Source organism: Salinarimonas sp. (assembly GCF_046292825.1).
GTDB lineage: Bacteria > Pseudomonadota > Alphaproteobacteria > Rhizobiales > Beijerinckiaceae > Salinarimonas.
On sequence record NZ_JBKBQG010000002.1, the window covers coordinates 40,362 to 57,653 of the forward strand.

General features: G+C 70.1%; 15 protein-coding genes. 10 read left to right on the top strand and 5 right to left on the bottom strand.

From position 1 onward, the window contains the following. The first annotated feature begins 116 nt into the window (after nucleotides 1-116). A complete protein-coding gene (gene putA / locus ACK4UM_RS01960; RefSeq protein WP_409794843.1) occupies nucleotides 117-3,218 on the top strand; it encodes a bifunctional proline dehydrogenase/L-glutamate gamma-semialdehyde dehydrogenase PutA in 3,102 nt (1,033 codons plus the stop codon). A gap of 90 nt (nucleotides 3,219-3,308) precedes the next feature. Here putA and ACK4UM_RS01965 read toward each other — a convergent pair whose 3' ends face one another. The 4 genes from ACK4UM_RS01965 to ACK4UM_RS01980 are packed head-to-tail and all read right to left on the bottom strand — an operon-like array spanning nucleotide 3,309 to nucleotide 5,533. Continuing rightward, entirely contained in the window at nucleotides 3,309-3,659 is a 351-nt protein-coding gene (locus ACK4UM_RS01965; protein WP_409795156.1) for an ArsR/SmtB family transcription factor, read from the bottom strand. A gap of 55 nt (nucleotides 3,660-3,714) precedes the next feature. Then, on the bottom strand, nucleotides 3,715-4,137 hold the full coding sequence (locus ACK4UM_RS01970) for a TIGR01244 family sulfur transferase (RefSeq protein ID WP_409794846.1): 423 nt from the start codon (nucleotides 4,135-4,137) through the stop codon (nucleotides 3,715-3,717). 35 nt (nucleotides 4,138-4,172) lie between these two features. Then, a complete protein-coding gene (locus ACK4UM_RS01975) occupies nucleotides 4,173-4,973 on the bottom strand; it encodes a sulfite exporter TauE/SafE family protein (RefSeq protein ID WP_409794849.1) in 801 nt (266 codons plus the stop codon). Beyond that, a complete protein-coding gene (locus ACK4UM_RS01980; protein ID WP_409794852.1) occupies nucleotides 4,970-5,533 on the bottom strand; it encodes a rhodanese family protein in 564 nt (187 codons plus the stop codon). The genes ACK4UM_RS01975 and ACK4UM_RS01980 overlap by 4 nt, the downstream gene beginning before the upstream one ends. 146 nt (nucleotides 5,534-5,679) lie before the next feature. Here ACK4UM_RS01980 and ACK4UM_RS01985 point away from each other — a divergent pair, with 146 nt between their 5' ends. Both ACK4UM_RS01985 and ACK4UM_RS01990 read left to right on the top strand, forming a co-directional pair. Beyond that, nucleotides 5,680-6,573: an MBL fold metallo-hydrolase gene (locus ACK4UM_RS01985; RefSeq protein WP_409794855.1), complete on the top strand. Its 894-nt coding sequence runs from the start codon at nucleotides 5,680-5,682 to the stop codon at nucleotides 6,571-6,573. 104 nt (nucleotides 6,574-6,677) lie between these two features. Continuing rightward, nucleotides 6,678-7,721 (top strand): phosphotransferase family protein, encoded by a 1,044-nt coding sequence (locus tag ACK4UM_RS01990; protein WP_409794858.1) that lies wholly within the window; start codon nucleotides 6,678-6,680, stop codon nucleotides 7,719-7,721. A gap of 9 nt (nucleotides 7,722-7,730) precedes the next feature. On the opposite strand, the gene ACK4UM_RS01995 is transcribed toward ACK4UM_RS01990, so the two are convergent. Then, nucleotides 7,731-7,955, bottom strand: coding sequence for a hypothetical protein (locus ACK4UM_RS01995; RefSeq protein ID WP_409794861.1), 225 nt, complete (start codon nucleotides 7,953-7,955; stop codon nucleotides 7,731-7,733). A 507-nt stretch (nucleotides 7,956-8,462) separates the two neighbouring features. Between ACK4UM_RS01995 and glgA the strand changes: the two genes are divergently transcribed. The 7 genes from glgA to ACK4UM_RS02030 all read left to right on the top strand — a co-directional run bounded on the left by glgA (nucleotide 8,463) and on the right by ACK4UM_RS02030 (nucleotide 17,289). Beyond that, complete coding sequence (gene glgA, locus ACK4UM_RS02000) at nucleotides 8,463-9,998, top strand: glycogen synthase GlgA (protein ID WP_409794863.1); 1,536 nt, start codon at nucleotides 8,463-8,465, stop codon at nucleotides 9,996-9,998. A 346-nt stretch (nucleotides 9,999-10,344) separates the two neighbouring features. After that, nucleotides 10,345-11,307, top strand: coding sequence for a malate dehydrogenase (mdh, locus tag ACK4UM_RS02005; RefSeq protein WP_409794866.1), 963 nt, complete (start codon nucleotides 10,345-10,347; stop codon nucleotides 11,305-11,307). A 57-nt stretch (nucleotides 11,308-11,364) separates the two neighbouring features. Further along, nucleotides 11,365-12,561: an ADP-forming succinate--CoA ligase subunit beta gene (sucC, locus tag ACK4UM_RS02010; RefSeq protein ID WP_409794869.1), complete on the top strand. Its 1,197-nt coding sequence runs from the start codon at nucleotides 11,365-11,367 to the stop codon at nucleotides 12,559-12,561. Nucleotides 12,562-12,591: 30 nt separating this feature from the next. Next, nucleotides 12,592-12,834, top strand: a complete 243-nt coding sequence (locus ACK4UM_RS02015; protein WP_409794872.1) for a hypothetical protein — start codon at nucleotides 12,592-12,594, stop codon at nucleotides 12,832-12,834. Then, on the top strand, nucleotides 12,824-13,243 hold the full coding sequence (locus ACK4UM_RS02020) for a PIN domain-containing protein (protein ID WP_409794874.1): 420 nt from the start codon (nucleotides 12,824-12,826) through the stop codon (nucleotides 13,241-13,243). The genes ACK4UM_RS02015 and ACK4UM_RS02020 overlap by 11 nt, the downstream gene beginning before the upstream one ends. 23 nt (nucleotides 13,244-13,266) lie before the next feature. Continuing rightward, on the top strand, nucleotides 13,267-14,160 hold the full coding sequence (gene sucD, locus ACK4UM_RS02025) for a succinate--CoA ligase subunit alpha (RefSeq protein WP_409794877.1): 894 nt from the start codon (nucleotides 13,267-13,269) through the stop codon (nucleotides 14,158-14,160). A gap of 162 nt (nucleotides 14,161-14,322) precedes the next feature. After that, nucleotides 14,323-17,289, top strand: coding sequence for a 2-oxoglutarate dehydrogenase E1 component (locus tag ACK4UM_RS02030; RefSeq protein ID WP_409794880.1), 2,967 nt, complete (start codon nucleotides 14,323-14,325; stop codon nucleotides 17,287-17,289). Nucleotides 17,290-17,292: the final 3 nt, after the last annotated feature.

Below are 17,292 nucleotides of genomic sequence, written 5' to 3' on the forward strand. Positions count from 1 at the left end.
TTCCATCGGCGCAGATAATCCGGTTCTCGCGAGAATAGCTTCATGGAACCACGGCGCAAGCGCGGATATGATGGGATATCTCACGCTCGCGAACGCCGCTCGCTCCGGAGACTGCCATGGACGCCAAGGTCACCCCCGCTCCCGCCTTCGTCGCCCCCTATGCGGAGGACGACGCCGTCCTCGCCAGGCGCCTCCTGCGCGCGGCCCCGCTGCCGGAGGAGACCGAGGCCGCGGCGGACGGGCTCGCGCGCGACCTGATCGGCGCGATCCGGCAGAGCGAGAAGGGGCTCGGCGGCGTCGAGGAGCTGTTGCGGGAATACGCGCTCACCACCCGCGAGGGGCTCGCGCTGATGGTGCTCGCCGAGGCGCTGCTGCGCGTGCCCGATGCGCAGACGGCCGATCGGCTGATCGAGGACAAGCTCGGCTCGGCCGATTTCGCCCATCACGAGACGCGCTCGGGCGCCTTTCTCGTCTCGGCCTCGGCCTGGGCGCTCGGCATCACCGCGCGCGTGATCCAACCGGGCGAGACGCCGGAGGGCATCGTCCGCCAGCTCGCCAAGCGCCTCGGCACGCCCACGGTGCGCGCCGCGACGCGCCAGGCGATGCGGGTGATGGGCAACCATTTCGTGCTCGGCCAGACGATCGAGGAGGCGCTCGCGCGGGCGGGCTCGGCCAAGGGACGCGTCTATCGCTATTCCTTCGACATGCTCGGCGAGGGCGCGCGCACGGCGGAGGACGCGGCGCGCTATCACGAGAGCTATGCGCGCGCGATCGACGCCATCGGCCGCACCGCCGGCAACCGCCCCCTCCCCGAGCGCCCCGGCATCTCGGTGAAGCTCTCCGCGCTGCACCCGCGCTACGAGGCGCTCTCGCGCGAGCGGGTGATGGACGAACTCGTGCCGCGCGTGCTCGAACTGGCGAAGAGCGCCAAGTCCTACGATCTCAACTTCACGATCGACGCCGAGGAGGCGGACCGGCTCGAACTCTCGCTCGAGGTGATCGCCGCCGTGCTCGCCGCGCCGGATCTCGCCGGCTGGGACGGGTTCGGGCTCGCGATCCAGGCCTATCAGAAGCGCGCGGCGGCCGTGATCGACCACGTCGCGGCGCTCGCCGCGCATCACGATCGCCGGCTGATGGTGCGCCTCGTGAAGGGCGCCTATTGGGATACGGAAGTGAAGCGCGCGCAGGAGCGCGGGCTGCCGGACTATCCCGTCTTCACCCGCAAGGCGATGACGGATCTCAACTACATGGCCTGCGCCGACCGGCTTCTCGCCGCGCGCCCGCACCTCTTCCCGCAATTCGCGACCCACAACGCGCTGACCGTCGCCGAGATCGTGGCGCGGGCGGGCAACGCGGAGGGCTACGAGTTCCAGCGCCTGCACGGCATGGGCGAGGCGCTCTACGCCCGCCTGCTCGAGCGCCGCCCCGGGATCGGCTGCCGGGTCTATGCGCCGGTCGGCGGGCATCGCGATCTCCTCGCTTATCTCGTGCGGCGCCTCCTCGAGAACGGCGCGAATTCCTCCTTCGTCTCGGTCGCGGCCGATCCGAACGTGCCGGTCGAGAGCCTGCTGCGCCGGCCGCAGGAGATCGTCGGCACGCCCGAGCGCGCGCGCCACGGCAAGCTGCCCCTGCCGCGCGATCTGTATGGGCGCGACCGCGCCAATTCGCAGGGCGTCGAGCTCGGCGACGCCGCATCGCTCGCGCGCCTCCTCGCCGAGATCCGCGCGGGCGGCGAGAGGCCGGCCGAGGCCGCCCCGATCGTCGACGGCGCCCGCCTTTCGGGCGAGGCCCGACCGGTCGTCTCGCCGATCGATGGGACGAGCGTCGTCGGCACCGTCGTCGAGACGCGCGAGGCCGACGTCGCGCGCGCGATCGCGGCCGCCCGCGCCGGCGCGCGCGCCTTCGCCGGAGCGGGCGTCGAGGCGCGCGCGGCGATGCTCGCGCGCACGGCCGACCTGATGGAGCGCGACCGCGGCCGCCTCCTCCACCTCCTCCAGGCGGAGGCCGGCAAGACGATCGACGACGCGCTCGCCGAATTGCGCGAGGCGGTCGATTTCTGCCGCTTCTACGCGCTCGAAGCCAGGCGCCTGATGGGCGCGCCGACCCTGCTGCCGGGGCCGACCGGCGAGACGAACGCGCTCGCGCTTCGCCCGCGCGGCGTGTTCGTGGCGATCTCGCCGTGGAATTTCCCGCTCGCGATCTTCGTCGGCCAGATCGCCGCCGCGCTCGCCGCCGGCAACGCGGTCGTCGCCAAGCCCGCCGAGCAGACGCCGCTCGTCGCCGCGCACGCGGTCGCGCTCCTGCACGAGGCCGGCGTGCCGAAGGGCGCGCTGCATCTGGTGCCGGGCGACGGGCGGATCGGCGCGGCCCTCGTTGCGCATCCGCGCATCGACGGGGTGGTCTTCACCGGCTCGACCGAGGTCGCGCGCCTCATCAACCGCACCCTCGCGGAAAAGGACGGGCCGATCGTCCCGCTCATCGCGGAGACGGGCGGCATCAACGCGATGATCGTGGACGCGACCGCGCTCCCCGAGCAGGTCGCCGACGACGTGGTGATGTCCGCCTTCCGCTCCGCCGGGCAGCGCTGCTCGGCGCTGCGGCTGCTCTGCGTGCAGGAGGACGTCGCCGATCGCATGATCGAGATGATCGTCGGCGCCGCGCGCGAATTGAAGGTCGGCGATCCGCGCGACGTCTCGGTCCAGATCGGGCCGGTGATCGACGCGGAGGCGAAGGCGCGGCTCGACGGGCTCGTCGCCGCCTCGCGCGCGCGGGCGAAGAAGGTCTGGCTCTCGGGCGAGGCGCCGGCGCAGGGCACCTATGTCGCGCCCCATCTCTTCGAGATCGGCAAGCCCCAGGACCTCGGCGAGGAGATCTTCGGCCCCGTCCTCCACGTGGTGCGCTGGCGCGCCGACCGGCTCGACGCGCTGCTCGACGCGATCGATTCCACCGGATACGGGCTCACCCTCGGCGTGCATTCGCGCATCGAGACGACGGTCGAGCGGGTGGTCGCGCGGCTCTCGACGGGCAATGTCTACGTGAACCGCAACATGATCGGCGCGGTCGTCGGCGTGCAGCCCTTCGGCGGCCACGGCCTCTCGGGCACCGGCCCGAAAGCCGGCGGCCCGCATTATCTCCTGCGCTTCCTCACCGAGCAGGTGGTGACGATCAACACCGCCGCCGCGGGCGGGAACGCGGCGCTGATCGCAATGGAGGATTGACGCGCCTGCGCGCGCAGGACTCGCGCGGTGGCGGCGCCACGGATGCCGTCCCCGGCGGGAGCGCGGGGCGCGGGCGCGCGACCCGTGCGCTCAGGCGCAATACAAGCGATAGAGCGTCCCGATCAGCTCGCGCGCCTCGGGCGAGGCGAGGCGGTAATAGATGGTCTGGCCGTCCCGGCGGGTGGTGACGAGGCCGAGCGCGCGCAGCTTCGAGAGGTGCTGGGAGAGCGCGGATTGGCCGAGCCCCACCGCCTCGGCGAGCTGACCCACCGAGACCTCCTCCTCCATCATCCGGCACATCGCCATGAGACGCTTGGGATGCGCGAGCGCCGCCAGGAGCTCGGCCACCTTGTCCGCCTTCGGCTCGAGAGCCGCCAGATCCCCGCTCGACGCCACGCCGTCACCCCGTCCCTTCGCGAGGGCCGAAGATGGCGAGGGCATGGCCTCGACGCAAGAGGCGCGGGCGCGCAGCAGGGGATCGGGCGTGTCGAGCATGTCAGTCGCGCTCCAGATAGGGGCGGATGCCGGAGAGATCGTAGCCGGCGCTCGCGGCGCGGCTCATGATCTCGTCCGCGGGCGCCTCTCCCTTCTGCGAGAGCGCCCAGACGGTGCAGGAGCGGGTGCCCGAGCGGCAATAGGCGAGCACGGGCTTCGGCAGCTCCTCGAGCGCGGCGCCGAAGGCCGCGACGTCGTCCATGGTCATCGCGCCCGAGACCACCGGCACGTGGCGATAGGCGAGGCCGAGCCGGCTCGCCTCCGCCTCGATCTGCGCGCTCGATGGCTGATCGGGGCTCTCGCCGTCGGGGCGGTTGTTGACGATCGCCGCGAAACCCGCCGCCTTGAGGGCGGCGAGGTCTTCGAGCGCGATCTGGGGGGCGACGGCGAGGTCCTCGGTGACGGTGCGGATGTCGGCAGGCATGGGCGGTCGCTCCGGTTGAGAATCGGTCCCTCGGGTCAGAACAGCCCGAGGCTCGACGCCAACATGGCCGCCGCGACCGCCACGATCAATGCCGCGAACACCCGCTCGAGCGCCCCGCGCCTGGCCGACAGCCCCTTGGCCGAGCGCGTGCCGATCATGCCGCCGGCGAAGGCGCCGGCGACGAAGAGCGCCGCGAGCGTCCAATCGACGAGCCCCGACAGCGCGTAGCTCGCCGCCGTCGTGGCGCCGAAGGCGGTGACCGCGACGAGCGAGGAGCCGACCGCGTAGAGCATCGGCATGCCCGTCGCGAGCAGGAGCCCCGGCACGATCAGGAAGCCCCCGCCGATGCCGAACAGACCCGAGAGCGCGCCCGCGCCGAGCCCGATCCCGACGAGCCAGAGCGCGTTCTCGCGCCCGAGCCGCACGTCGCCGTCGCCGACGGCGCTCTTGCGCCGCAGCATCAGCGCCGCGACGACGAGCATCAGGATCGCGAAGCCGCCGATCAGCACGTCCCCCGGCAGCATCTTGCCGACCTGCGCGCCGCCTGCCGCTCCGACCATGCCGGAGACGGCGAAGAGCGCCGCGCAACGCCACTTGACGGTGCCCGCGCGGGCATGGGCGGCGAGGTTGATCGCCGCGCTCGCCGCGACCGCCACCGCCGCCGTGCCGATCGCCACGTGCGCGCTCGGCACGCCGACGAGATAGAGGAGGAGCGGCACCGCGAGGATCGACCCGCCCCCGCCGACGAGGCCGAGCACGAAGCCGACGAGCGAGCCCGAGGCGATGCCGAGCGCGCCCGCGACGACGCTCCCTTGGGCTATGGCGAGCGCGCTCATTCCGCGGCCGCCATGCCGTCGCCGCGCGCCGGCGCCTTGAGGCTCCGGTTCCACGGCATGTGGACGAGGACGCGCGCGAGGCCGCAGAAGCCGGTCGCGCCCGCGACCATCAGGCCCGCGCCGACGAAGGCGGGGATCGCGAGGAAGCCGGGCGCGAGGAAGACCCCTGCGAGCGTGCCGAAGAAGGCGAACGCGCCCGCCCCGAGCTGGACCTGGCGCTGCAACTCGAGCGGTTGCGAGGCGTCGGCGACGACGGGCAGCCCCGCCTTGCGCCAGGCGTCGATGCCGCCCTCGACGACATAGGCGTCGCACGCCTCCCCCGCCTTCTCGGCGAGCTTGGCGGCGGCGCCGAGCGTGCGCATGCCGCTCTTGCAATGGAACAGGACGACCTGCCCGGGCCGAGCGGGCAGCGCCGCCGCATCGATGCCCGAGAGCGCGACGTTGCGCGCGCCGGGGATGCGCTCGCGCGCATGCTCGTCGCGCTCGCGCACGTCGACTAGGACCGCGCCCTGGTCGATGAGGGCCTTCGCCTGGGCGGGGGTGATGGTGGGAAGGGACATGGGGGGCTCCGTTCGTGGCCTGCGGATCTCGGGTTCGAGGACATCCGGATCCTTCCGGAGGTCCAAAAGCTGTTGCTAAATTAGAGATCACTTATATATCCGTCAAGAGCGCTCGGCCTCCCCGACGCGAGAAAACGGAGGAACCCATGACGCACGATCTCGACGCCCCGATCATCCACGCCTTCTTCGACGAGCCGACGAACACGGTGAGCTACCTCGTCGCCGACCCGCGCACGAAGGAGGCCGCGATCATCGACCCGGTGCTCGATTACGACCACAGGGCCGGCACGGTGACGACCGATTCGGTCGAGGCGATCCTCGCGCGCGCGTTGGAAGAGGGCTATCGCGTCGTTTGGGCGCTCGAGACCCACGCCCATGCCGATCACCTGTCGGGCGCTCCCTACGTCAAGGCGAAGACCGGAGCCAAGATCGGCATCGGCGAGCACATCAAGGAGGTGCAGCGCATCTTCCGCCCGGTCTTCAACGCGACGGACCTGAAGACCGACGGATCGGATTTCGACCACCTCTTCGCCGACGGCGAGACCTTCCCGCTCGGCGCGCTCGAGGTGAAGGTGCTCTACGTGCCCGGCCACACGCCCGCCGACGTCGCTTTCCAGATCGCGGACGCGGTCTTCGTCGGCGACACGTTGTTCATGCCCGATTACGGCACGGCGCGAGCCGATTTCCCCGGCGGGGACGCGCGCCGGCTCTACGCCTCGATCCAGCGGCTCCTGGCGCTGCCGCCGCAGACGCGGCTGTTCATGTGCCACGATTACAAGGCGCCCGGCCGCGATCACTACGCCTGGGAGACCACCGTCGCCGAGCAGCGCGCCGCCAACCGACACGTGCACGAGGGCGTCGGCGAGGAGGAGTTCGTCGCCATGCGCACCGCCCGCGACGCGACGCTCGCCGCGCCGGTCCTGCTCCTGCCCTCGATCCAGGTCAACATCCGCGCCGGCCGGTTCCCGGCCAAGGAGGCGAACGGCGTGCACTATCTGACGATCCCGGTGACGTTCAAGAAGGACGCGCACGCGGCGTGAAGGGGGGCGGCGGGTGGGCGCGACCCGTCTTCGCATCATCCCGCGTTTCGCGCCCGCGCCTCCCCCGTTATGCTCGCTGAAAACGGCACGGGAGGAGAGCCATCGTGAGCGCGCAGCAGAGAACGAGCGCGCCGCTTCTCGACGAGGAGCGGCTCGCCGCGCATCTCGCGCAGGCGATCCCCGGCTTCGGCCGGCTCGTCGCGACGCGCAAATTCGCGGGCGGGCAGTCGAACCCGACCTTCCTCGTCGAGGCGGAAGGCGGGCGCTACGTCCTGCGCCGCAAGCCGCCGGGCGTGCTGCTCGCCTCCGCCCACGCGGTCGAGCGCGAATATGCGGTGATGGCGGCGCTCGCGGACAGCGCCGTGCCCGTGCCGCGCGTGCGCCATCTGTGCGAGGACGCGGGCGTGATCGGCTCGGTCTTCTTCGTGATGGACCATGTCGAGGGCCGCGTCTTCTTCGACCCGCGCCTGCCCGATGCCGCGGCCGACGAGCGCGCGGGCCTCTACGACGCGATGAACGCGACGCTCGCGGCTTTGCACGACGTCGATCCCGGGGCCGTCGGGCTCGGCGCGTTCGGCCGGCCGGGCGGCTATTTCGCGCGCCAGACGAAGCGCTGGAGCGAGCAATACCGCGCGAGCGAGACGCAGAGCCATCCCGCGCTCGACGCAGCGATCGTCTGGCTCTCGGAGAACGTGCCCGCGGACGACGGTACCTTCTCCATCGTCCACGGCGATTTCCGCCACGACAACATGATCTTCGCGCCCGACGCGCCGCGGGTCGCCGCGCTCATCGATTGGGAATTGTCGACGCTCGGCCATCCCCTCGCCGATCTCGCCTACCAGGTCGCGCAATGGCGCTGCCCGGCGGGGGGCCCCTTCCCCGGGCTCGGGGGAATCGATCGCGCGGCGCTCGGCATCCCCTCGGACGAGGCCTATATCGCGGCCTATGCGCGCCGGCGCGGGCTCGCCGACCTGCCGGATTGGCGGTTCGCGATCGTCTTCGCGCTGTTTCGCATCGCCGCGATCCTCCAGGGCGTCTATCGCCGCGCGCTCGACGGCAACGCCTCGAACCGCGAGAGCGGGCTTTCGATGGGCACCATGGTTCCGCTCCTCGCCGGCCTCGCGGCGCAGGAGCTCGAGCGGGCGTGACCCCCGCGCTCAGGGCCCCGGCGCGGCCTTGTCGTCGAGGAAGCGCAGGGCGGGCAGCGAGATGCGCATCCCCTGGACGACGACCTCGCGCCGTCGCGGCGCCTCGGCCCGCTCCTCCGCGCCGAAGGGAACGGCGCGCCCGGACGTTCGGCTCCCCGCGCGCTGCGTCCGCTCGCGGCGCGTCGCCTCGCGGGCACGCGGGTCGATCGCTGTCGTGGTCCGCCGGTCCTGCATCGTGTTCCCTCTCCCCGCCGTGTCGCGATCCGTCGACGAGCGACGGGCTTACGACTTTTGATTGCCTCCGAAGGTCAACGCAAACGAGGGCACGATGATAGTGGCGGCGCGGGCCGGCGCTCTCTTGCCGCAGCCGCTCTCCCGCATATCCCCGCTATCCACAGGCCGGGCGCGGTGGCATCATGCGGATCCGTCGCGCCAGCGTCATGCGGGCAGGGCATGATCTACGACGGAAGTCGTAGGCTCCGGGGCTCGCCGCGGCGGTTCGAAAACGGGGATATGGCGAGGCCGTTTCGCGCACCGGAACCCGCGAGGCGGTCCGGAACTTGCTTGGCTGTTCGCGCCGTCGAGCGGAGCCCTGCGGCCGAGCGCCGTTGCCGCGACGACGAGAAGGCGTGATCGGAGCATCGTCGACCCCGGTGAATGCCGGGAAGAGGCGCGGCTGCGGATCGGGGATTGGAGCGCTCGGTCCCTGTCGGACCGGCGGTCCGGCGAGCGGGGGTCTCGATGAGCGGCGCGTCTGTGGGCGGGCAGGCCGGTTCGGTGGTCGTGGACGAGGGCGCCTCGGCGCCCGGCGCAGCCCTGCGCACGTCGGCCACGCCCCTCTTTCCCAGGCCGCAGCCGCTGCCGCGGACCCTGTTCGTCACGCCGGAGATGTCCGGCCTCGTCAAGGCCGGCGGACTGGGCGAAGTCTCGGCCGCGCTGCCGCGCGCGATGCGCGGCACGATCGACGCGCGCGTGCTGATCCCCGGCTATCGCGAGGTGCTCCAGGCCCATCCCGCCATTCCCGTCGTCGCGCGGCTGCCCGGCTATCGGGGCCTGCCGCCCTGCTCGATCGGGCGCATCGGCACGCCGGACGGGCTCGAGATCTACGTCGTCCTCGCGCCCGAGCTCTACGACCGCGAGGGCTCGCCCTACGGCGACGGCGACGGGGTCGATTGGCGCGACAACGACGTGCGCTTCGCGCGGCTGGGGCTCGCCGCCGCCGAGATCGCGGCGGGCGTGCCGGCGCTCGACTGGAAGCCCGATCTCCTGCACCTGAACGATTGGCCGTCGAGCTTCGCCTGCGCCTATTGCACGTGGCTCGGCGTGCGCGCGCCCTCCATCCTGACGGTGCACAATCTCGCCTATCAGGGCTTGTTCTCCCCCGCCCGGATGGAGCGGCTCGGCGTGCCGATCGAGGCCTTCGGCCTCGACGGGGTCGAGTTCCACGGCAAGCTGTCCTTCCTCAAGGCCGGCCTGTCCTATGCCGATCACGTGACCACCGTGTCGGCGACCTATGCCCAGGAAATCACCACGCCGGAATTCGGCTGCGGGCTCGACGGCCTCCTGCGGCTGCGCGCCGAGGAGGGCCGCCTCACCGGCATCGTCAACGGCATCGACGCGAGCTTCGACCCGCGCAACGACCCCCATCTCGCCAGCCCCTTCGATCTCAACGCCTGGGAGGGCAAGGCTGCGAACGCACGGGCGGTGCGCGAGGCCTTCGGTCTCGCGGTCTCGAGCGGCCCGCTCTTCGCCGTCGTCTCGCGGCTCGTGCACCAGAAGGGCGTCGACCTCGCCATCGACGCGGCCGAGGCGATCGTCGAGGCCGGCGGGCAGCTCGTCGTGACGGGGCGCGGCGAGGGGCGCTTCGAGACGGAGCTGCGCGCGCTCGCCCGCCGCCATCCGGGCGCCGTCGGCGTGCGCATCGGCTACGACGAGGGCGAGGCGCGGCGCATGTATGCGGGCTCCGACTTCCTCCTGATGCCCTCGCGCTTCGAGCCCTGCGGCCTGTCGCAGATGTACGCGCAACGCTTCGCCTCGCTGCCGATCGCCCACCGCACCGGCGGGCTCGCCGACACGATCGACGACGGGCTCACCGGCTTCCTGTTCGAGACGCCACGCCTCTCGCCCTTCCTCGACGCGATCCGACGCGCGCTCGATTCCTTCCGCAGCCGCTCGCGGCTCGACGCGATGCGCCGCGCGGCGATGACGCGGCCGATGGGTTGGGACGGATCGGTGCGCGGCTATGCTCAGGTCTATCGGCGCGTCGGCGTCGGCTGAGCGACGGCGATCGCCCGCGATCGCGACCTCACGCCACGTTACGAATGACGAAAATCGTAATTCGTAAGCATCCCTCACGTTGTGGAGCGCGCACGGCCGACCGGCCTCCCCGTGCGCCGAAGCCCTTGATCGTCTTGGCGTTTTTCGCGCACGACCCGCACGGGGCCGCGCCGGGGGCACTCCAAATCACCCAAAGGTCAGGTATTCCAACGGGTTGAACGTAGACGGCCATTGGGGTTTAAGCACCCCGATCCGTGAACGGGCGCGTGCCGCGCGCCCGATCGCACGAGCGCAACACCAGGGGGTCCGCTCGCGGGCCCCGTCGACACCGAAAGAGGCCAAGCTCATGGCACGCAAGAAGATCGCCCTCATCGGTGCCGGCCAGATCGGCGGCACGCTCGCCCATCTCGTCGGCCTCAAGGAGCTCGGGGACGTCGTCCTGTTCGACATCGCCGAGGGCGTGCCGCAGGGCAAGGGCCTCGACATCGCCGAGTCCGCGCCCGTCGACGGCTTCGACGCCGCCTACAAGGGCACGCAGGACTATGCCGACATCGCCGGCGCCGACGTGGTGATCGTGACGGCGGGCGTGCCGCGCAAGCCCGGCATGAGCCGCGACGACCTTCTCGGCATCAATCTCAAGGTGATGGAGGCGGTCGGCAACGGCATCAAGCAGCATTGCCCCGACGCCTTCGTGATCTGCATCACGAACCCGCTCGACGCGATGGTCTGGGCGCTGCAGAAGTTCTCGGGGCTGCCCGCCAACAAGATCGTCGGCATGGCCGGCGTGCTCGACTCGGCGCGCTTCCGCCACTTCCTCGCGGAGGAGTTCAAGGTCTCGGTCGAGGACGTCACCGCCTTCGTGCTCGGCGGCCACGGCGACGACATGTGCCCGCTCGTGCGCTACTCGACGGTCGCCGGCATCCCCCTGCCCGATCTCGTGGCGATGGGCTGGACGACGCAGGAGCGCCTCGACGCCATGGTCGAGCGCACCCGCAAGGGCGGCGGCGAGATCGTCAACCTGCTCAAGACGGGCTCAGCCTATTACGCGCCGGCCGCTTCCGCGATCGCGATGGCCGAGAGCTACCTCAAGGACAAGCGCCGCGTCCTGCCCTGCGCCGCCCATCTCTCGGGCGAGTACGGGCTCGACGGCCTGTTCGTCGGCGTGCCGATCGTGATCGGCGCCAACGGCGTCGAGAAGGTCGTCGAGGTCTCCTTCACGCAGGAGGAGAAGGCGATGTTCGAGAAGTCCGTCGCCTCGGTGCGCGGCCTCGTCGAGGCCTGCAAGGGCATCAACCCGGCGCTCGCCTGATCTTCGAGAACGCCCTCTCACCGCGCCAAGACGCGATCCCGTGACGAAGAGGTTTCCATGAACATCCACGAATACCAGGGCAAGGCGCTGCTGAAGGAATTCGGCGCGCCCGTCTCGCGCGGCATCGCGATCTTCTCGGCCGAGGAGGCGGAGGCCGCCGCCAAGGAGCTCGGCGGGCCGCTCTGGGTCGTCAAGAGCCAGATCCATGCCGGCGGGCGCGGCAAGGGCAAGTTCAAGGAGCCGCAAGCCGGCGAGAAGGGCGGCGTGCGCCTCGCGAAGTCGGTCGAGGAGGTGAAGGAATTCGCCGCGCAGATGCTCGGCAACACCCTCGTCACCATCCAGACCGGCCCCGAGGGCAAGCAGGTCAACCGTCTCTACATCGAGGACGGCTCGGACATCGAGAAGGAGTTCTACCTCTCCGCCCTCGTCGACCGCGAGACCGGCCGCGTCGCCTTCGTCGTCTCGACGGAAGGCGGCATGGACATCGAGGCGGTCGCCCACGACACGCCCGAGAAGATTCACACCTTCTCGGTCGACCCGGCGACGGGCGTGATGCCCTTCCACGGCCGCATCGTCGCGAAGGCGCTCGGCCTCGAGGGCGCGCTCGCCAAGCAGGCGGGCGACCTCGTGGCGAAGCTCTACGCCATGTTCGTCGGCAAGGACATGGAGATGCTCGAGATCAACCCGCTGATCGTCACCAAGGACGGCCAGCTGCGCTGCCTCGACGCGAAGGTCTCCTTCGATTCGAACGCGAGCTTCCGCCATCCCGAGCTCGCCGAATTGCGCGATCTCACGGAGGAGGACGAGAAGGAGATCGAGGCGTCGAAATACGACCTCGCCTACATCGCCCTCGACGGCACGATCGGCTGCATGGTCAACGGCGCGGGCCTCGCGATGGCGACGCTCGACATCATCAAGCTCTACGGCGAGGAACCGGCGAACTTCCTCGACGTCGGCGGCGGCGCCTCCGAGGAGAAGGTCACCGCGGCCTTCCAGATCATCACCGCCGATCCGAACGTGAAGGGCATCCTCGTCAACATCTTCGGCGGCATCATGAAGTGCGACGTCATCGCCCGCGGCGTGCTCGCGGCGGTGAAGACGGTCGGGCTCGAAGTGCCGCTCGTGGTGCGGCTCGAGGGCACGAACGTCGAGGAAGGCAAGCAGATCATCCGCAATTCCGGCCTCAACGTGATCCCCGCCGACGACCTCGACGACGCCGCCCAGAAGATCGTCGCCGCCGTTCGCGGGGCGTGAGGAGCACGGCCGGCGCGACGGGAGCGAGCCATGGGATCCATCACGGTCGAGGTCGACGAGAAGGTGCTCGAGAAGGTCGCCGCCCACGCGGCGGCCCGCGGCACGACGCCCGACGGGCTCGTGCGCGACTATCTCGAGCGCCTCGCGCAGGCCCCGGCCGCGGTGGAGCCGGACTTCGAAGAGGCCCGCCGTCGCATCCGCGAGCTTCGCGCCAAGTCGACGCTGGAGGTCGGTCCGATCACGTGGACGAGGGATGATCTCTATGATCGTTGACGCCATGATCGACACCAACGTCCTCGTCTACGCGGCCTCCCGAGCGGAGGCCGACGCGGAGAAGTCGCGAATCGCGGGTGAGCTGATCGAGCGTCGCCGTGTCGGCGTTTCGGCTCAGGTCCTGCAGGAGTTCATAGTCACGACCACGCGGAAGTCGGCGCGGAACTGGACGCTGGCCGAGGCCCTCGATTGGCTCGATGCGCTGGGAACGCTCCCTTGCATCGACGTCGACGCGGCGCTCGTGAGGCACGGCGTCGGCATCGCGACCACGCACCGGATTTCCTACTGGGACGGGGCGATTCTCGCCGCGGCGCATGCGCTCGGCGCGCCCGTCCTCTACACCGAAGACCTGAACCACGGGCAGCGCTACGGCGCGGTCCAAGCCATCAACCCATTTCGCCCGAACTGAGGCTGCCCGGCCCGGAGGCTCACTTGTCCATTCTCATCGACGCGAACACCAAGGTCATCTGCCAGGGCTTCACCGGCAAGAACGGGACCTTCCATTCCGAGCAGGCGCTCGCCTACGGCACCAAGATGGTCGGCGGCACGAGCCCCGGCAAAGGCGGATCGACCCATCTCGGCCTGCCCGTCTTCGACACGGTGCGCGAGGCGCGCGAGAAGACCGGGGCGGACGCCTCCGTCATCTACGTGCCGCCCCCGGGCGCCGCGGACGCGATCCTGGAAGCGGTCGACGCCGAGATCCCGCTGATCGTCTGCATCACCGAGGGCATCCCCGTCCTCGACATGGTGCGCGTCAAGCGCGGGCTCGAGGGCTCGTCCTCGCGCCTGATCGGACCGAACTGCCCCGGCATCGTCACGGCCGGCGAATCGAAGATCGGCATCATGCCGGGCAACATCTTCAAGAAGGGCTCGGTCGGCGTGGTCTCGCGCTCGGGCACGCTCACCTACGAGGCCGTCTTCCAGACCTCGAACGAGGGGCTCGGCCAGACGACGGCGGTGGGCATCGGCGGCGATCCGGTCAAGGGCACCGAGTTCATCGACATGCTCGAGATGTTCCTCGCCGACGACAAGACCGAATCGATCGTCATGATCGGCGAGATCGGCGGCTCGGCCGAGGAAGAGGCGGCGCAGTTCATCGCCGACGAGGCCAGGCGCGGCCGCAAGAAGCCGATGGTCGGCTTCATCGCCGGCCGCACGGCGCCTCCCGGCCGCCGCATGGGCCATGCCGGCGCCATCATCTCCGGCGGCAAGGGCGGCGCCGAGGACAAGATCGCGGCGATGGAGGCGGCGGGCATCGTCGTCTCTCCGTCACCGGCGCGCCTCGGAAAGACCCTCGTCGAGGTGTTGAAGAACTGGAAGGGCTGAGCCCCCTCCGCTGACGAGCGGCCGCGCTTTCCGTGCGGCCGCTCGCGACACGCCCGCGCCGACGACGGGGGGAGGCGGCGCAGGTCCCAAGGGTTCACTCGAACCCCAACCCGTCACATGAGGCGCTTTCCGACACGCGCCGCAGACCGGACGAACGACGCCATGGCACGCCAAGACGCCAATCAGGGTTTCCTCGCCACCTCCTTCCTCTCGGGCACCAACGCCGCCTATATCGAGGACCTCCACGCGCGCTACACGAAGGACCCGCACTCGGTCGACGCCGAGTGGCAGGCCTTCTTCGGCGCGTTGAAGGAGGAGAGCGCGACGGTCGCCAAGAACGCCGAGGGCGCCTCCTGGAAGCGGCCGAACTGGCCGATCCCGATGAACGGCGAACTCGTCTCCGCGCTCGACGGCAATTGGGCGCAGCTCGAGAAGGGGCTCGGCGAGAAGATCCAGAAGAAGGCGCAAGGCAAGGGCGTCGAGATCAGCCAGGCCGAGGTCCAGCAGGCGACGCGCGACAGCTTGCGCGCCCTGATGATGATCCGCGCCTATCGCATGCGCGGCCATCTGCACGCCGATCTCGACCCGCTCGGCTTCGAGAAGCGCGTCTCGGACGAGGAACTCTCCCCCTCCCATTACGGCTTCTCGCCCGAGGACTACGACCGCAAGATCTTCCTCGACCACGTGCTCGGGCTCGAATTCGGGACGGTCCGCGAGATCCTCTCGATCCTCGAGCGCACCTATTGCCACACGCTCGGCGTCGAGTTCATGCACATCTCGGACCCCGCCGAGAAGGCCTGGATCCAGGAGCGCATCGAGGGGCCGGACAAGGAGATCGCCTTCACCCGCGAGGGCAAGCGCGCGATCCTCAACAAGCTCGTCGAGGCGGAGGGCTTCGAGAAGTTCCTCGACCTGAAATACACCGGCACGAAGCGCTTCGGCCTCGACGGCGGCGAGGCCTTGATCCCGGCTCTCGAGCAGATCATCAAGCGCGGCGGCAATCTCGGCGTGAAGGAGATCGTGCTCGGCATGGCCCATCGCGGCCGCCTCAACGTGCTCACCCAGGTGATGGGCAAGCCGCACCGGGCGCTGTTCCACGAGTTCAAGGGCGGCTCCTTCGCCCCCGACGAGGTCGAGGGCTCGGGCGACGTGAAGTACCACCTCGGCGCGTCCTCCGACCGGGAGTTCGACGGCAACAAGGTGCATCTGTCGCTGACCGCCAACCCGTCGCATCTCGAGATCGTCGATCCGGTGGTGCTCGGCAAGGTGCGCGCCAAGCAGGACCAGCACGGCTGCGAGCCCGACCAGCGCACGGCCGTGATGCCGCTCCTGATCCACGGCGACGCCGCCTTCGCCGGCCAGGGCGTGGTCGCGGAATGCCTCGGCCTGTCGGGCCTCAAGGGGCACCGCACCGGCGGCTCGATCCACTTCATCATCAACAACCAGATCGGCTTCACCACGAACCCGCGCTATTCGCGCTCCTCGCCCTATCCGTCGGACGTGGCGAAGATGGTCGAGGCGCCGATCTTCCACGTCAACGGCGACGATCCGGAGGCGGTGGTGTTCGCGGCCAAGGTCGCGACCGAGTACCGGCAGCGCTTCCAGAAGCCGGTCGTCATCGACATGTTCTGCTATCGCCGCTTCGGCCACAACGAGGGCGACGAGCCGTCCTTCACCCAGCCGCGGATGTACAAGATCATCCGCAGCCATCCCACGACGCTCGAGCTCTATTCCAAGAAGCTCGTGGCGGAGGGCGCCGTCACCGAGGCCGAGATCGAGGAGATGCGCCAGGCCTGGCGCGCGCGCCTCGATACCGAGTTCGATTCCGCTCAAGGCTTCAAGCCCAACAAGGCCGATTGGCTCGACGGACGCTGGGCCGGCCTCAAGGCGGTCAAGGAGGACACCGACGATCCCCGCCGCGGCGCCACCGGCATCGCGATGGAGACCCTGCGCGAGATCGGCGAGAGGATCACGTCGGTTCCCGAGGGCTTCAACCTCCACCGCACCATCCGCCGCTTCCTCGACAACCGCGCCAAGGCGATCGAGACCGGCGAGGGGATCGACTGGGCGACCGGCGAGGCGCTCGCCTTCGGCTCGCTCCTGCTCGAGGGCCATCGCGTGCGCCTCTCCGGCCAGGATTGCGAGCGCGGCACCTTCTCGCAGCGCCATTCGGTCCTCAACGACCAGGAGACGGAGGAGCGCTTCACGCCGCTCAACCACATCCGCGAGACCCAGGGCCATTACGAGGTCATCAACTCGATGCTCTCGGAGGAGGCGGTGCTCGGCTTCGAGTACGGCTACTCGCTCGCCGAGCCGAACGCGCTGACGCTCTGGGAGGCGCAGTTCGGCGATTTCGCCAACGGCGCGCAGGTCGTCTTCGATCAGTTCGTCTCGTCGGGCGAGCGCAAGTGGCTGCGCATGTCCGGCCTCGTCTGCCTCCTGCCGCACGGCTACGAGGGCCAGGGGCCGGAGCATTCCTCCGCCCGCCTCGAGCGCTTCCTGCAGATGTGCGCCGAGGACAACATGCAGGTGGCGAACTGCTCGACGCCGGCGAACTATTTCCACATCCTGCGCCGGCAGCTCAAGCGCGAGTTCCGCAAGCCGCTCATCCTGATGACGCCGAAGAGCCTCTTGCGCCACAAGCGCTGCGTCTCGCGGCTCGACGAGATGGGCCCGGATTCGGCCTTCCACCGCATCCTGCACGACGACGCCCAGTCGGCGCCCGCGACGAGCGCGATCCAGCTCGTGCGCGACGAAAAGATCCGTCGCGTCGTGCTGTGCTCGGGCAAGGTCTATTTCGACCTGTTCGAGGAGCGCGAGAAGCGCGGCGTCAATGACGTCTACCTGATGCGCGTCGAGCAGCTCTACCCGTTCCCCTTGAAGTCGCTGCAGCAGGAATTGTCGCGCTTCAAGAACGCGGACGTGGTCTGGTGCCAGGAGGAGCCCAAGAACATGGGCTCCTGGACCTTCGTCGAGCCCTATCTCGAATGGGTCCTGCGCCATGCCGGCTCGAAGGTGTCGCGTCCGCGCTACGCGGGCCGGCCCGCCTCGGCCGCGACCGCGACCGGCCTGATGTCGAAGCATCTCGCCCAGCTGCAGGCCTATATGGACGAAGTCTACGGCGGCTGACGC

Bases quoted from the DNA above. Each gene is read 5' to 3' on its own strand.
- putA (WP_409794843.1), top strand. From the start codon at position 117: ATGGACGCCAAGGTCACCCCCGCTCCCGCCTTCGTCGCCCCCTATGCG.
- ACK4UM_RS01965 (WP_409795156.1), bottom strand. From the start codon at position 3,659: ATGCCCTCGCCATCTTCGGCCCTCGCGAAGGGACGGGGTGACGGCGTG.
- ACK4UM_RS01970 (WP_409794846.1), bottom strand. From the start codon at position 4,137: ATGCCTGCCGACATCCGCACCGTCACCGAGGACCTCGCCGTCGCCCCC.
- ACK4UM_RS01975 (WP_409794849.1), bottom strand. From the start codon at position 4,973: ATGAGCGCGCTCGCCATAGCCCAAGGGAGCGTCGTCGCGGGCGCGCTC.
- ACK4UM_RS01980 (WP_409794852.1), bottom strand. From the start codon at position 5,533: ATGTCCCTTCCCACCATCACCCCCGCCCAGGCGAAGGCCCTCATCGAC.
- ACK4UM_RS01985 (WP_409794855.1), top strand. From the start codon at position 5,680: ATGACGCACGATCTCGACGCCCCGATCATCCACGCCTTCTTCGACGAG.
- ACK4UM_RS01995 (WP_409794861.1), bottom strand. From the start codon at position 7,955: ATGCAGGACCGGCGGACCACGACAGCGATCGACCCGCGTGCCCGCGAG.
- glgA (WP_409794863.1), top strand. From the start codon at position 8,463: ATGAGCGGCGCGTCTGTGGGCGGGCAGGCCGGTTCGGTGGTCGTGGAC.
- mdh (WP_409794866.1), top strand. From the start codon at position 10,345: ATGGCACGCAAGAAGATCGCCCTCATCGGTGCCGGCCAGATCGGCGGC.
- sucC (WP_409794869.1), top strand. From the start codon at position 11,365: ATGAACATCCACGAATACCAGGGCAAGGCGCTGCTGAAGGAATTCGGC.
- ACK4UM_RS02015 (WP_409794872.1), top strand. From the start codon at position 12,592: ATGGGATCCATCACGGTCGAGGTCGACGAGAAGGTGCTCGAGAAGGTC.
- ACK4UM_RS02020 (WP_409794874.1), top strand. From the start codon at position 12,824: ATGATCGTTGACGCCATGATCGACACCAACGTCCTCGTCTACGCGGCC.
- ACK4UM_RS02030 (WP_409794880.1), top strand. From the start codon at position 14,323: ATGGCACGCCAAGACGCCAATCAGGGTTTCCTCGCCACCTCCTTCCTC.